The organism is Pseudomonas sp. 58(2021), from assembly GCF_017491585.1.
GTDB lineage: Bacteria > Pseudomonadota > Gammaproteobacteria > Pseudomonadales > Pseudomonadaceae > Aquipseudomonas > Aquipseudomonas fluorescens_BT.
The window spans coordinates 12,901-27,120 of the sequence record NZ_JAFGYZ010000036.1 but is presented as its reverse complement, the minus strand read 5'-3'; the positions used below and the strand labels follow the sequence as shown (position 1 = coordinate 27,120).

Sequence of the window (14,220 nt, the reverse complement as noted above, 5' to 3'; positions counted from 1 at the left end):
GTGGGTATAGATCAAGCTGGCAAGTTCATTTCAAAGTGCCATCTTCGAAATTATTGCCAGTTGTGTAACTCAATCGAGTGCCGCGGCACCGCTTAGGAATTCCTTGTTCAAGTCAGCGTAGGAAACCCGTGGAACGCCCAGCAGCCGGCGCTCTAGCAGGCGACTCAGGGACTCTCCGGGTTCGAGATAGGCATCACCGAAATCAGCCCCGAGCTGATTCGGATGGGCGACGATTTCCAACACACCGTCGGTCGGTGCAGGCTCGCTGCGCAGGTCCACCGGGGTGCAGACATAGTCCGCCGTCGCACCGGCCAGCCCTTGCAAACGACGGTTGAGCAAACCCTTGAACAGGCGCTTCGGCAGGCTGAGGTTCTGTCCCAGGTTGCGTGCCAGTCGCACCGGCACACCCTGGTGGGCGGCGAAGCGCGCGACGATCTCGCCGATCGGCCAGATGTTGTGCACGTGCTGATGTGAATCGAGGTGACTGGGGCGTACGCCGTGATCCACACAACGCTGCCACTGCGTCTGCAATTCCTCCTGTACCGCTTCGCGATCTTCACGACTCAGCCACAGGCTGTGCCGCGCAAGGCTCAGATCGAACACCCCGTGGCTGTCGCAGAAGGTGGGGCGGGCGAGAATCGCCTGACTCAATGGCCGGCCGTACGTCAGATTGAAGTGCAGGCCGACCCGCCCCTCCAGCAAGTGATGACGAGCCATCGCGCAGGCCGCTTCGAATGCCGGCATGTTGGCCATGGCTGTCGCGGAGCTGATGACCCCAGCCTGGAACGCATTGAAGATGACCGCATTTTCGTTCGGGCTCAGGCCGAAATCGTCAGCGTTGACTATGACTTGGCGAGGCATGTTCGCCCTCCGTGGTGGGGTGGGTGGCCGATTTCGCGAGGGCCGCCGGTTTTGTCGTTGCCTGCCGTGCGCGCCACTGCTGCATTTTCGGTTTGAGCCGCTGCCAGACACGCAGCCCAAGCCCCAGCAACAGTCCGCTCGGGCGCCAGGAGTAGAAGCTCCAGCGCCAGTGCTCCAGTTGTCCGGTCATGCGTTCGTGCAGTTGGTGGCTGGAGTTTTCCAGACTGACCCGCGAGGCATCGATCCAGCGCCAGTGATCCTCAAGGCCCCAGCGAATCCATTCCTCCAGCAACACTCGGCCGCTGCCCAGATCGGCGTACTGCGGCAGGAAGGCGAGGTTGTAATCGTAGAGCCGGCCCTGTTCGAGCAGGCCGAGGCGGTAGCTGATGCAGCGACCGTCCAGCTCCAGCGTGACCACGCGCACCAGACCTTGGGCGGCGAGGGCGGTGAAGGCGCTTTCGATGCAGCGTCGGCTGCGTTCGGTGGCGAAGATGCCGACGCCTTCGTCGCCTTTCCAACTGACGGCTTCGACTTCGCTGATGGCTTGCAGCAACGGGCCCATGGTCAGGGCATCGGGAATGATCCGTCGTATCCGTGCGCCACACGCAGCAATGCGTTTGCGTGCACGGCGCAGTTTGTAGCGCGGATCACCGGAGACCTCCTGAAGATCGGCGTCACTGATCAGATGCACCGGTACCCGACAGCTCAAGCGCCGTTCGCCGGTCGAGCTGTGCGCCATCCATTCGGTGAGGACACTTTCCTCGCCCGCAGGCTCCGACAGTTCGTTGAATTGCAGCAAGGCGTGGGGGATGCGATGGCGGATCAGCCGCAGTGCCTGGCGCATGTCTTCGGCCGCCAGCACAGACAGCAATGCCAGGCGATCCGCCAGCGGATACCCGAGGTGATGCACCACGCCAAACGGTATCCCGCCAAAGCGTTCACGACCGGACACCAGCGGCAGGCACAGGCGCAATTCGTCCGCCTCCCAGCCCAGCAGAATGTGCAGATGCTCACTCGCATCGAGTGTCTGCTCTGCCGCGATCAACCAGCCGAGGCTGTTGAACGGCGTGTGATCCGTCACCCGCAGGCGCAGCGCTTCATAAGCCGCTGCCGGGAAGTCAGGGGCGCACAACGAGGTGCGCCATTCGAATCGCGCCATAGGCTCAGGTCGCCGTTGCTGTGACGGAGGGACGGGAAGGTTTGCGCAACGCATCCAGGCGCGAGCCGCTGTAGCGGGTTTCGCGGTAGAAGCGCCAGCGGGCGAACAGGGTGTACACGTTCATGATCCGGCCCTGTTCGGTGTAGCCCATGCGCAGGTGCAGCTTGAGCGCCGGGATGTTGTGGAACTCGCAGACGTCCACCACCTTGTCGCAACCCTGGGCGGCCATGGCTTTCCACAGTTCCAGTTGCAGGTCCACCGACAGTTCGGTGCCCCAGTAGGAACGGGTCAGTTCACCGCCGAATTCGAAGAACTCGCCGGGGTTCACCGGGAACAGGCAACCGTAATAGTGGCGGTCGAAATAGTCCCGGGCGCTGCCCCAGATGAAGGCCACCGCATCGCCGTGATCGTCGAGGTGCATGTGCCCGGTGTGACCTTCATTGGCCAGTTCGGCCATGGTGCCGACGCGGTCACCGAAATAGCGGGCGAAGGCGCTGGCGTTGTCCGGGGTGATCTTCACCACCCGCAGCGGCGAATACGGTTTGAGGCTGTGGGGCGGCACCGGGCTGACGAGGTCGCGCTCCATCCACAGCAGCTCCTGATGGGAAAAGACGTAGTGCTTCCACACCTTGGCCAGCGTGGCCCGCAGGCCTCTTTGTTTGAGGTGTTCGCTGATTTTTTTCACAACGTTCATGGTCGGTACTCCTGATGACGTGGCATCGCGCGGCAAGTGGCCTGCGCGGCAGGACATCAACGGGCGGTTCATCAAGCGCTCCAGCTCAGGGAAAACAGGGTCTGCCCCGGCAGTTTGAAACGCACGCGACCGTCCTGACAGCGAAAGGGCGCGTCGCGGCTGCGGTTGTCGGCGCCGAAGTAGCGCAGGGCACCGTTGTTCAACGGGCACGTGACCCCCGCCAGATCGACATGCTGCAATCGCGTGCCTTTGTTTACACCCAGCAACCCGCGCTGATCGTCGCCGGCCATGGCCAGCACATCGACTTCGAAGGCATCGTTCTCCAGCCACAACACATTGTGCAGCCAGTGTTGCTGGATGAACTGCTGGGCCAGGCCCACGGGTTTGAGTTCGAAGTGTTGTTCATCCGGCGAGACGCGCAACATGCCTTTGGGATACTCCGGCTCATCGGCGGCCTGGAACCAGTTGAGCATGGTCAGCAAGCCGTCCTGGGAGGCGTTGATCACCACCGAGGCCCACCACAGCGAGGTGTAATGGGTTTCCTGATCGTAGGGGCTCAAACTTGAGCCGCTGGACAGATTGGTCTGATCCAGCAGCAAGGCCTTGCGTGGCTGCCCCTTGGCATCAAGGCCCACCAGATCGGCGGCGCGGCGCACGCTGTCGCGGTAGACGCGAGTGGCGAGCAGGTCGCGGATCATCCATTCATGCCAGGCCAGCGCATCGACCTCATCGGCGGATTCGCCCAGCAGTCGCCGGGCCCAGTCGATGCCGCGTTTGTTTGCCGCGTTGTCGGCGAACGGGCCGTTGACCAGCCGCGAACTGGCCGGCATCGCGATGCGCACACCGGCCCGGGCGTTGGCCGGATCGCTGCGCACCTGGCGGGCCATGCTGGTGAAGATCGAGCGGTATTGTTCGTAACTCGAATAGTTGAGATTGGGCTCGTCGGCAAACCCGATGTAGTGCGTGCCTTTGCCGCCAAGCAGCCGGGTGCTCGCGAGCCAGGCGTCGAGGCCGCCGTTGCTTTGCACGTCGGCGCGCAAATCAGCCTGACGCTGACTGCCGGCGAGCAGGGTGATGTCCTGGCGAATGCCGAAACGGTCCTGATAAACCTGGCGAAACGCGTCTTCGAACTGCGGTTTTTTCGCCGTCACATCGACGAAGCTGTAGTAACTGGCGGCCGTCGGTTTCAGCGCATCGAGGGCGGCATGGCTGGCGGGCGGCGGCATCACGTAGGGCAGGGCGATGCCCAGATCCGGCGTGCGGCCGAGGACTTTGTCGTGCAGGGTCAGGCGGGTCTGGCCGTCGTCTTCGCGCAGCAGTTTGAGCTGCTGCGGATTCTGCGCAAACAGATTGGCCGTACCGTCGAGCCAGAACGCCGCTTTGCCGCTGCCTTGCAGACGCAGGCGCCAGACTTGTTCGCGATCGCTGACCGGCAGCGCGAGCTGATCGAATTGCCAATAGGCGCGATACGGTTTGAGCCCCAGCGACAGTTGTTGGCCGTCGCCGACCCGCTGCGCTTGCAGGGCGCTGACGCCACCGTGGAACTTGCCCGCCAGCACCGCGTGTTCGCCCGGCGCAATCCTGAAATAGAGCTCATCGCCGTCGCGGGTTTCCGCGCTGAAATGCACCTTGGCCGGGGCGAACAATGCGACCGTGTTTTCGTCGTGCTCGACCCGGTAATTGCGAAAGCTGTAGCCGGGGATTTCCAGCTGATAACTCGCGGCGCCCGGCGCCAATGGCCAGCTCTGGCTGCCACGGGTTTCGCTGGCCTTGATGAAGCGCTCGCCCTGCAATTTGCCCCGGCCGTCGAGCAGGTACAGATGCTCTTCGTTGGCGTCTGCCTGCCATGCCGGCGCCCACCGCACGGTCACGGTGTCGGGGCGATCCGCTTGCAGGTACAGGCTGCCGTCGCGAATGTCGCCCCAGCGCATCGACGCCGCGAAGGCGTCCAGCGAGAGGCCTATTCCGAGCAGCAGGGCCAGGCGTTTCATGCGGCTTTCCTGCGCTGCAACATCAGCCACATTGGCGCTATGTCGCCGGGCAGGATGATCAGGGTTTGCCAGAACGGCACGTGGCTCAGACGGCAATACAACACCAGCATCGCCACGGTCACCGCCAGATAGGCAATCGATGACGCCGCTGCGGCGCCGACAATCCCGTAAGTCGGGATCAGCAACACGTTCAGGGCCAGGTTGAGCAGGGCGCCGAGGCCCATCAGCAGCGACACCGTGCCCGGGCGATTCTTGCCCAGCAGGTCCAGCCGCAGAATGCTCGCGTAGCACAGACCCAACAGCCCCGGCAGCAACGCCAGCAGCGCCGGATACGCCGGTTGGTAGGCGGCGCCGAACAGGGTGACGATCAGCCATTCGCCGATCACGGCCATGGTCAGGCAAGCGCCGAGCATCACCGTCGCCGTCAGGCGCAGGGCCAGCGGGGTGACCTTGTCCATGCCTTCGTCCTGTTGCAGCAGGCGTTTCATCAGCGGTGTGGTCACCGCTTCCGGGACGATCAGCAGCAGTTCGGCGGCGGCGCTGGCCATCGCGTAATGACCGAGCGCGGTACTGCCGAGCAGGGCGCCGATGAACAGGTAGTCGGAGCGTAGAATCACTTGTTGGAACAGCAGATCCGGATGGCTGCGGGCGCTGTAGCGCAGCAGTTCGTTCTGGCTGGCGCGATCCCATTGCAGTTGCAACGGCTGCGCGCGCTTGAGCCAGACCCAACCGGCCAGCACCACCAGACTGATCCCGGCCAGCCAACTGATCAGCGCCGCTTCCAGTGCCGCTTCTTTCCACATCCAGAACAACGCGAGAAACAGCAACAGCGGCGCCAGGGATTCCACCAGGCGCAAGGCATTGAACGCGACCACGCCGCCGGACGCATTGTGCAACGTCAGCAAGCCGCTCTTGAGCACGGTCAACGGCACCGCCAGCAGCAACAGCCACGCCAGCAGGCCGAGTTGCACGGTCACGTCCAGTTCACTGCCGAACTCACGCACCAGCGTCACCACCAGCAAGGTCAGCAATCCTGCAAGCAAGCAACCGAACACCAGCACCTGAGCCAGCAGCAACCCCATCGGCCGCTGCTTGGCGGCCTGGTAACCGACGGCGGAATTCAAACCGCCGCTGGTGGCGGCGCTGATCAGGTCTGGCAGGGTGCTGAGCAGGGCGAACAAACCTCGCTCACTGGGGCCGAGGATTCGCGCCAGCAACACGTTCCTCAGCAGGCGCAGGGCGATCATCGCCAGTTTGGTACCCATGCTCAGCGCCAGGTGCTTGAGGTAACTGCTTCGACTCATGGTCGCGCTCCGCGAAAGATCCGCCACGACAGCAGCTCGGGGTTGCGCGCCGTACGTTGACTGACGCCAAAGCGCGGCAGGTTCAGCGGATCACCGGCGCCGCGATAGATCCCGGTGCCGGTGCCGAGGGCGAACGGATAGTCGTGGTGGGCGATCTGTTCGCGGACTCGAGCGTCGTTGTCGCCGTTGGGGTAGCAGTACACCGGCAATGGCCGATTGCAGCCGTTGTTCAGGGCGTTGCGGCTGCGGCTGATTTCTTCGCTCAGACGCACATCGTCGAGTTGGGTCAGGATCGCGTGACTGGCACCGTGAGGACCGAAACGCACCAGCCCCGAAGCCTCCATCGCCCGCACCTGATGCCAGTCCAGTGCCTGAGGTTGCGACTCTTGCGGGCATTCGTCGGTCAGGCGTTCGAGCATCATCGGGTCAAGTGCTTTAAGCCTTTGCAGGTAATGCAACAGGGTCAGACTGCGCCGATCCACGTCGATGTCGTCCAACAAAACCGGCACGGGATGATGGAGCGACTGCAAACATTCGATCAGGTGCATGCGCGGTTTTTCGCCGTGGCTGCCCCACAGGGTTTCACCGAGGCTTTCCCACCAGAAGCGCTGACGGCTGCCGATGAAGTCGGTGGAGAGAAAAATGCTCGCCGGCACCTGATGCTTCTGCAGCAGCGGGAAGGCGTTGGCGGCATTGTCGCGCCAGCCGTCATCGAAGGTCAGCGCCACTTGCGGGCGTTCGCGGCGCATAGCGTTGGGCTGCAGGATCTCCATCAGCGGCACGCAATCGAAATGCTTGCGCAGCCACACCAGCAAATGCTCGAAGGCTTTCGGGCCGACACACAGTTCGTTGCGGTGCGCCAGGTCGGCGGCGCGGTCGTTGGACAGCACCCGGTGCAACATCAGGATCACCCCGGCGCCGTGCAACTGGTTTCGTCCCACGGACGAGTTGAGATAGAGCCAGCCGCTGGTGCGTTTAATCAGTTGTTTGATCGCCATGGCTTGAGCCCTCTCAACGGTTTTGGTCAGGGTTCCACTGGGCGTAACGCTGGCCGCGCAGGAACTGCCACAGGCCGATGCTCATGCCCGCCAGCGTCACCAGCAGGAATGCCGCAAGGCGGAACGGTTTGGGCAAGCGGTGTTGCGAATCCAGCAGGCCGGCAATCGCGATGGCGTAGCCGAGCAGTTGCGCGATCAGGCTCAGGCGATAGAAACCGTGCTCTTCCCACAGCCAGAAATTGCTCAGCAGCAACGGCAGCAACAGGATCGGCGCCAGCCGCCGGATCAGTTTGTGGCTGATCAGCGCAATCGAATACAGCCCGTGCTTGAGCGGATTGAGCAGCTCGCTGCGCTGGGCGAGGCTTTGCAGGCCTCCGACGGTGACCCGCTGGCGGCGGCGGAACTGTTTGTCCGCTTCATCGACGCCGTGGTCGATCACTTGCGCTTCAGGCACGTAGACGATGCGTTTGAATTTCACCGGGGCGCAGGTGCTGATGAAGAAGTCGTCGTTGACCTCCGCCGGCACGTTTTCGAACAGTTCCCGGCGCAAGGCGAGCAGGGCGCCGTCGGCGGAGACCATGCAACCGGTGCGATTCTCGACCCGGCGCAGCCAGCCTTCGTAATGCCGATAGAGGCTGTCGCCGACGCTCAGTCCGCCGCCGGTGACCGGGATCACCATGTGCCCGGCGCAGGCGCCGACCTGCGGATCGCTCAGAGGCGCGAGCAGATAGCCGAGGGTTTCCCGCGACCATTGGTTGTCGGCATCGGTGAACACCAGAATGTCGCCCGTGGCCAGCGCTGCACCGGCGTTCAGCGTGGCAGCCTTGCCCTGGCGGGGCAGGTCAAGCACGGTAATCCGTGGATCGACTACTTTGTGAGCGCAAGCCACGGTGTCGTCAGTGGAGCCGTCGCTGGCCAGAATGATTTGCAGGGTGGCCGGCTGATAATCCTGGGACAGCAGCGAGCGCAGCTTGTGTTCGATATGCCGCGCTTCGTTGTGCGCGGCGATCACGATGCTGATGTTCAGCGGCGGTGCCGGGCTGTGGCGCCACGCCGGGAACAACGGCGCGAGCAGCGTCAGCAGCAGCGGGTAGCCGACATAGGCGTACACCGGCAGCAGCAGGCACATCCAGAAAATGAATTCAGCCACGGGCAGGCCTCCTGGCGTTCCAATGACACAGACTGAGAATGAACGCCGCACCGGCCAGGTGCAGACGCACCCAGTGCAGGCCCCACAGTTGCAGGGTCAGGCCGATATCGTGCTGGCGGAGACTCTGACGAATGCTCAGTACCAGCGCCGGGATCGTGGTCACGATCACCATGACCGCGGCGTGATGGGGAAAACCGTTGAGCAGTGCGGAGATCGCCAGCAGATCCAGCAGCCACGCCGCCAGTGACAACAGCGGAAAACGCAGCAGGCGCAGGCTGAAACCATGGGTGCGCAGCAGTTGCAGATGACTGCCCTGGCGCCATATTTCCTTGCCCATCCATTCGCGCCAGTTCATTTCGTAGCCCCAGTGCAGGGCCACGGTTTCGTTGACCGACAACAGCCGTGCGCCCTGTTTGCTCTGACGCAGGGTGAACTCTTTGTCTTCACCGGTGCGCAGGGTTTCGTTGAATCCGCCGACCTTGTCGAACCAGTGCCGGTGCATCAGCAGGTTGGAGCTGGGCAACCAGTCCACGGCATGAGCCGTGTGGCTGATCGGGCGCTGGGTGCGGCGTTGCCAGGCCACGGCGTACCACGGTGCAGAAGCAGGGGTGTGCAGGTCCAGTCCGAACACATCGGCGTGGCCCTCGGCCTCGAGGGCGAACAGCCGGGTGAGCCAGTCTTCGGGCATTTCGATGTCGGCGTCGATGAATGCCAGCCAGTCACCGGTGGCGATGGCGGCGCCGCGATTGCGCAGGGCGCCGATCAGCACGCCCGGCACCACCAGCACGTGCGCGCCGAACTGGCGGGCGATCTGCGGACCGTTATCGCGGGAGCCGTTATCAACCACGATCAGTTCGCACTCGACATTGGCCGCGTGGGCGGCTTTTCGCGCCGCCAGCAGGGTGCGGCCGATGTGGCGGCCCTCGTTGTACATCGGGATGACGACACTGATCCGGCTCATGTCCTGGCCTCTTCCAACGGTGCTTGCTCGGCCTTCAGGCGCAGGACGCTGGTGAGCGCGAGCATGATCCACACGTACTTCTGATTCGGTGCACTGAGGAACATCAAAAACAGGGTCAGCGACAGGAAACTCACGCCCAGGTGGGTCATCATGTCGGCCTGTTCCCAGTCGCGGCGCTGCATCCAGACGCGGCGTGCGCGGATCAGGTTGTACAGGCCCAGTCCGAGCATGCCGACGAACAGCAGACCGGCAGGAACCCCCAGTTCGCTGAAGATTTCCAGGTAGGTGTTGTGCGCCCGGCGGTACAGGTCGCCGATCTTGCGGTTGGCGGAAAACGCCTTGGCGTACCCGGTGGTGGCGTAATGCAGGGGAAAGGTGCCGGGGCCGGAACCGAGCAACGGGTTCTCGCGGATCATCTGGCTGCCGACCACGATGTACGACGCACGGCGACCAAGGGATTCGTCATCGTGGCCACGGGCGCCAGCACTGAGCACGCTCAGCGACTGGATACGTGCCAGATAGCCGGCGGGCATCGCATAGATCGCCAGCGGAATCACGATCGCCATGCCGAGCATGGCGAAGCCCAGGTGCCGTGGACGGATGCGTGTCAGCTGCGCGCGGTAGTGCCAGCAACCGATCACCAGACTCAACGCCAGCACCACCAGCCCGGAGCGGGATTCGGTCTTGGTCATGCCGCCGAGCAGCAGCAGGCAGCAACCGCCCCAGAACAAACGGTGCAACAGGTTCGGGCTGCGAATGATCAGCAGCAGGCCCAGCGGTACGGCGAAGGCGATCAGCATGGCAAAGGCATTCGGGTCTTCGAGCAGGCCGGCGGCGCGGCCCTGATCCTGGAATTTGCTCGAGAACATCGCCATCGCGCAGGTGGTGCTGACGGCCAGCGTCACCAGCCGGGCGAACAGGTCGAGATTCAGTTCTCGACCGATCAGCAAAGTGATGACGAACAGAATCAGACCGACACTGAGTTCGCGCAGATGACCCAGAGACATGCCCATGTCATCGGTGTTGAGCAGGCTCAGAAAGTACAGAACCATGAACCAGACCAGGTAACGCCAGATATTGCTGCGCAGGCGTTCGGACGGGATCTGATGCATCGCCAGTTGCAGCATCAGGATCACTGCCAGCGACGCACCGATCAGCTTGCTGCCTGACAGTGAGCTGTCCTTGAAGAAACCCTCGAACGGCACCAGCGCAGCAATGCCGAGCAGGCCCCAGGTCGGCTTGCGGTAGAGCACGGTGAACCCCACCAGACCCAGCACCGCTCCTGGCGCAAGATAGGGCCAGGGGCTGGCCAGCAAGGCGATGCAGACCAGACCCAGCAAGCTGACGATCGAGAGCGGGAAAATCATGCGCGTGCCTCCCGTGCCGTGCGGATGTACAGCTGCGACCAGCGTTCGGCCAGGGCCTTGAGGTCGTAGCGGTCCTGTTGCGTGCGTTTTGCGTTGTCCCGCAGTCTGCGCGCCAGCCCGCTGTCGCTCAGCAGGGTATCGAGCTGACGGGCCAGGGCGTTGCTGTCGGTCGGCGTGGCGAGCAGGCCGTTGTGCCGGTGTTCCAGCACATCGGGAATCCCGCCGACAGCAAAGGCCACCACCGGCACCCCGGTCTGCATGGCCTCGAGCAAAATCATCGGTGTACCTTCGGTGCGCGAACTGATCACCAGCGCGTCGAGTCGCTGCCACCAGTGGCGCATGTCGGTCTGATAACCCGGCAGGCGAATGCGTTGCTGCAACCCGGCGGCTTCGATTCGTGCCTGCAATGCCTCGCGTTCCGGGCCGTCACCGAGCATCACCGCGTCGAGCTGCGGGTGCTGATGACACAACGGGATCAGGGCATCGAGGAACAGGTCCGGGCCTTTCTCGCTGCTCAAGCGGCCGACGTATCCGGCGAGCCAGCGCGGATTTTCGACTTGCAGAGTCCGCTGGACGATCGCCGCCGGCAGGCCGTTGGGGATCACTTGCAGCTTCTCCGCCCGCACGCTGGCCTGGCGATGCAGGACCGCGATGCTTTCGGCCACGCACACCACCCGATCCACCGAGGCGGTGCGGCACAGTTGCAGGCTGAGCCAGGTGTAGAACTTCTGCTTGCGGCTGCGCGGGGTGAAACCGTGTTGTGTGATCACCAGCGGCAGACGCAGCAACGAGGCGCCCACCCAGCCGAACAACAGGCCCTTGAAATTATGGGTGTTGATCAACGGACGTTCTGCCCGGCGCTGGCGCAGATGCCCGAGCAGTGCGCCGAGCCCGTTGCACCCTTGCGCATCGACGCCGGCCTCGCGAAAGCGCTCGATCAGCTCCGCTGGCGCATCGAGAAACAGCACTTGATGCTGCCCCGGTGTCGCCAGGCAATGATCCAGCAACATCCGCTCGGCCCCATAGAAGCCGCCGCTGCTGAGCAAATGAATGATCGGCAGCGCGGCGTTCGGGGAGGACGGCGTGTTCAATTGCGCACCCAGTGCACGAAGCTTGGCACGGTCCAGTTCTTGTGCGGATTGCCGGGTTCGGTGCTCTGATCGTTGATCACCAGCAGCACCGGTACGCCCAGCTCGTGGCTGATTTGCGCCGGGTGTTTGAAGCGGTGATCGAAGAACTCACGCACGTAGACCAGGGCAATCGCCAGCAGCAGGCCGGTGAACAGACCGAACGGAATGATCAGCAGCGGTTTGGGGAACGCCGCTTCGGTCGGTTCAAACGGTGGGCTCAGGACCCGGGCGTTGGACAGGTCGTCGTTCAGCGCGCGGGTGGTGCTGCTTTCTGCAAAGCGTTGGGCGTAGGTCGAGAACGCGGCGTGCAGGGCATCGATTTCGGTGTCCATCTGCCGCAGTTTGCTTTGGGTTTGCTGCAGATCATGGATGCGCGCCTTGAATTCGGCGATGCGCGCCGTCTTCTGATCGATCACCTGTTGCACCACGGCCAGATCGTTGGTGCGTTCCTGAATGCGGTTGCTCACCACTTTGAGAAATTGCTGGCGGGTACGGGCGATCTGCTCACGGGTCAGCAGCATCGGCTCGCTGCCGGGCTGGAACACCGCCAGATCATTCATGTAGCGGCTGACCTGGGTGGTCAGTTGCTCGCCCAGCTGTTTGATCTCCCGGTCTTCGAACGCCACATTGTCGACGGTGGTGGTGAAGGTGTAGGGGAAGGTGTAGTCATTGAGCTTGTTGTTGCTGGCGGCGGCCAGGCTGGTTTTCAGGTATTCCAGCCAGCGCTGGCTCTGCAGCAGGCGATCCTGATACAGGTTCAGTGCCTGTTCTTCGGTGTTGATTGCGTTCAGGCGGAAGGTGATTTCCTCCTTCGGATCCGCCGCACCGACACTTTCCAGCAACGCCTGGCGGTTTCCTTCCAGACCATCGAGGCGCACCTGATACAGGTGTTTCTTGGTCTCGTAGAACGACTGCGGCAGGTCGATCGATTGCAGCGCCTGACGGCTGACCAGATAGTTTTGCAGCAGGGCGGCGACGAAGGTCGTGCCTTGATGCGGATCCGGGAAGCTGTAGACGATCGAGATCACGTTGGAACCGGGCAGGGTCTCGATCTTCAGGCTGTCGATGGCCTGTTGCGTCAGCCCGTCGAGCACGGTGTCTCGCACCGGGTCGGTTTCCAGTCCCAGCAGGTTGCGCAGCGGGTTGATCAGGTACTGGCGCAGGGGCGAGGTGATGTAGCGCTTGAACGGATCGCCGATCAGCCGGGCGAACATCCCGGGAGGCGGGGTGTATTCACCCTTGTCCCGCAGTTCGCTGATGGTCTGACGGATCAGCGCCGGCGAACGCAGGATGTTGCTCTCGGTTTCCATGTCCGCCAGTGACGGCGGAATGAATGTGGCGTTGTCCACGGTCAGCGACGTGGTGGCGTCGCCCTGGGAGAGTTTTTTTGACTGCACGATCACCTGGGCGGTGATATCGAAGCTCTGTTTGAGCACCAGCGGCAGCACCAGCGCGATCACTGCAAAGATCAGGAAGACACGCTTCACCAGTCGCTTGTTGGCGAAGAAGATCCTGAAGAACTCATGCAGGTAGTTTTCCTTTGGATTCATGTCAGGTCACCCGAGAGTCAGTTGTTGTTGCTGCCTTTGTTGTCGACGCGGTAGCCGAAGCTGAACCCCACGCCCTGGAACAGCACCACGTCGGCCAGTTGCCGGGCCAGATCGCCGGCACTCGCCAGTTTGGTCTTCGGCACGAAAAGCATGTCGTCCGGTTGCAGGTAGGCGATCTGCGAGGCGTCGCCGGCCAGCGCCTTCTCGACGTCGTAATGCACGGCCTGCACCTGATTGCCGTTGCGCCGCATGATCACCACTGAATCCAGCCGCGCCTTGACGTTGGTACCACGGGCCAGGGTCAGCGCTTCAAGTACCGAGACTGGCCGCCGGATCGGGTAGGAACCGGGCTGGCCGACTTCACCCAGCACGTATATCTCGTTGCCGGCGGTGGACTTGAGCAGCACATCCACGGTCATCCTTCCCGGCAGTTGCGCATAGCGTTTGTTGAGGAAGGTTTCCAGTTGATTGACGGTCATGCCTTGCAGCGGCACGGCGCCGATTTCCGGGAAACTCGCGTAGCCGTCAGTGCCCACGGTGATCTCGCGGCTCATGCCGGTGGCGGGGTGGTTGAGGGCGCTTTTCAGGTTTTGCTCGTTGGTCAGCGGACTGATGATCTGCACGGTCAGCTGATTGCGATTGGGCTGGAACAACTGTTTGCGCTGGTAGGCGCGCTGGATTTCTTCGCGAGCCTCGTCACTGGTCAACCCGACGATCTTCACCGAGGTGTTGGCGCCCGGCAGGTTGATGGTGCCGTCCGGCAATACCAACTGGTTGCCGTTGAGCTGGCTGGCGGCGGTGAAGTTCAGGCCGATCTGGTCACCGGCCTGCACGCGGTAAGCGTCCGAGCCGCTGGTGCTGATGTGGAAGATCACGTCCAGCACATCCTGCGGGCGCAGGGTCTGTTCGACCTTGGGCATGTCGGTGGCCTGGGCGTTGGCCGGGGTGGCGGTGAGGATATTCACCGGCATGGTCTGGGTTTCGGAGTTGCTGGAGCAACCTGCAAGCGGCAGCATCAGCAGAACCAGTATCTTGGCGTTCATTGCGTCATCCCT

At 63.0% G+C, this 14,220-nt stretch carries 12 protein-coding genes; all 12 read right to left on the bottom strand.

All coding sequences use genetic code 11. The annotated features are described in order from the left end of the window. Positions 1–69 precede the first annotated feature (69 nt). The 12 genes from J5M72_RS27790 to J5M72_RS27735 all read right to left on the bottom strand — a co-directional run bounded on the left by J5M72_RS27790 (position 70) and on the right by J5M72_RS27735 (position 14,208). Positions 70–861 (bottom strand): ChbG/HpnK family deacetylase, encoded by a 792-nt coding sequence (locus tag J5M72_RS27790; protein WP_169429757.1) that lies wholly within the window; start codon positions 859–861, stop codon positions 70–72. After that, a complete protein-coding gene (locus tag J5M72_RS27785; RefSeq protein WP_207868137.1) occupies positions 833–2,020 on the bottom strand; it encodes a GNAT family N-acetyltransferase in 1,188 nt (395 codons plus the stop codon). The genes J5M72_RS27790 and J5M72_RS27785 overlap by 29 nt, the downstream gene beginning before the upstream one ends. A 4-nt stretch (positions 2,021–2,024) precedes the next feature. Then, positions 2,025–2,714: an N-acetyltransferase gene (locus J5M72_RS27780; RefSeq protein WP_169429759.1), complete on the bottom strand. Its 690-nt coding sequence runs from the start codon at positions 2,712–2,714 to the stop codon at positions 2,025–2,027. 71 nt (positions 2,715–2,785) lie between these two features. Further along, the gene (locus J5M72_RS27775; protein ID WP_207868135.1) at positions 2,786–4,705 is read right to left on the bottom strand and encodes a hypothetical protein; all 1,920 of its coding nucleotides are present in this window, start codon (positions 4,703–4,705) and stop codon (positions 2,786–2,788) included. After that, complete coding sequence (locus J5M72_RS27770) at positions 4,702–6,009, bottom strand: lipopolysaccharide biosynthesis protein (protein WP_207868133.1); 1,308 nt, start codon at positions 6,007–6,009, stop codon at positions 4,702–4,704. Before J5M72_RS27770 ends, J5M72_RS27775 begins: the two co-directional genes overlap by 4 nt. Beyond that, positions 6,006–7,007, bottom strand: a complete 1,002-nt coding sequence (locus J5M72_RS27765; RefSeq protein ID WP_207868131.1) for a polysaccharide deacetylase family protein — start codon at positions 7,005–7,007, stop codon at positions 6,006–6,008. The genes J5M72_RS27770 and J5M72_RS27765 overlap by 4 nt, the downstream gene beginning before the upstream one ends. A 13-nt stretch (positions 7,008–7,020) precedes the next feature. Next, positions 7,021–8,157: a glycosyltransferase gene (locus tag J5M72_RS27760; protein WP_207868128.1), complete on the bottom strand. Its 1,137-nt coding sequence runs from the start codon at positions 8,155–8,157 to the stop codon at positions 7,021–7,023. Continuing rightward, positions 8,150–9,118 (bottom strand): glycosyltransferase, encoded by a 969-nt coding sequence (locus tag J5M72_RS27755; RefSeq protein ID WP_207868126.1) that lies wholly within the window; start codon positions 9,116–9,118, stop codon positions 8,150–8,152. Before J5M72_RS27755 ends, J5M72_RS27760 begins: the two co-directional genes overlap by 8 nt. After that, entirely contained in the window at positions 9,115–10,485 is a 1,371-nt protein-coding gene (locus J5M72_RS27750; RefSeq protein ID WP_169429765.1) for an O-antigen ligase family protein, read from the bottom strand. Before J5M72_RS27750 ends, J5M72_RS27755 begins: the two co-directional genes overlap by 4 nt. Then, positions 10,482–11,576, bottom strand: a complete 1,095-nt coding sequence (locus tag J5M72_RS27745) for a glycosyltransferase family 4 protein (protein ID WP_207868125.1) — start codon at positions 11,574–11,576, stop codon at positions 10,482–10,484. Before J5M72_RS27745 ends, J5M72_RS27750 begins: the two co-directional genes overlap by 4 nt. Then, positions 11,573–13,165, bottom strand: coding sequence for a Wzz/FepE/Etk N-terminal domain-containing protein (locus tag J5M72_RS27740; RefSeq protein ID WP_207868124.1), 1,593 nt, complete (start codon positions 13,163–13,165; stop codon positions 11,573–11,575). Before J5M72_RS27740 ends, J5M72_RS27745 begins: the two co-directional genes overlap by 4 nt. Before the next feature lie 17 nt (positions 13,166–13,182). Then, positions 13,183–14,208, bottom strand: coding sequence for a polysaccharide biosynthesis/export family protein (locus tag J5M72_RS27735; protein WP_169429768.1), 1,026 nt, complete (start codon positions 14,206–14,208; stop codon positions 13,183–13,185). Positions 14,209–14,220: the final 12 nt, after the last annotated feature.

Bases quoted from the DNA above. Each gene is read 5' to 3' on its own strand.
- J5M72_RS27790 (WP_169429757.1), bottom strand. From the start codon at position 861: ATGCCTCGCCAAGTCATAGTCAACGCTGACGATTTCGGCCTGAGCCCG.
- J5M72_RS27785 (WP_207868137.1), bottom strand. From the start codon at position 2,020: ATGGCGCGATTCGAATGGCGCACCTCGTTGTGCGCCCCTGACTTCCCG.
- J5M72_RS27780 (WP_169429759.1), bottom strand. From the start codon at position 2,714: ATGAACGTTGTGAAAAAAATCAGCGAACACCTCAAACAAAGAGGCCTG.
- J5M72_RS27775 (WP_207868135.1), bottom strand. From the start codon at position 4,705: ATGAAACGCCTGGCCCTGCTGCTCGGAATAGGCCTCTCGCTGGACGCC.
- J5M72_RS27770 (WP_207868133.1), bottom strand. From the start codon at position 6,009: ATGAGTCGAAGCAGTTACCTCAAGCACCTGGCGCTGAGCATGGGTACC.
- J5M72_RS27765 (WP_207868131.1), bottom strand. From the start codon at position 7,007: ATGGCGATCAAACAACTGATTAAACGCACCAGCGGCTGGCTCTATCTC.
- J5M72_RS27755 (WP_207868126.1), bottom strand. From the start codon at position 9,118: ATGAGCCGGATCAGTGTCGTCATCCCGATGTACAACGAGGGCCGCCAC.
- J5M72_RS27750 (WP_169429765.1), bottom strand. From the start codon at position 10,485: ATGATTTTCCCGCTCTCGATCGTCAGCTTGCTGGGTCTGGTCTGCATC.
- J5M72_RS27740 (WP_207868124.1), bottom strand. From the start codon at position 13,165: ATGAATCCAAAGGAAAACTACCTGCATGAGTTCTTCAGGATCTTCTTC.
- J5M72_RS27735 (WP_169429768.1), bottom strand. From the start codon at position 14,208: ATGAACGCCAAGATACTGGTTCTGCTGATGCTGCCGCTTGCAGGTTGC.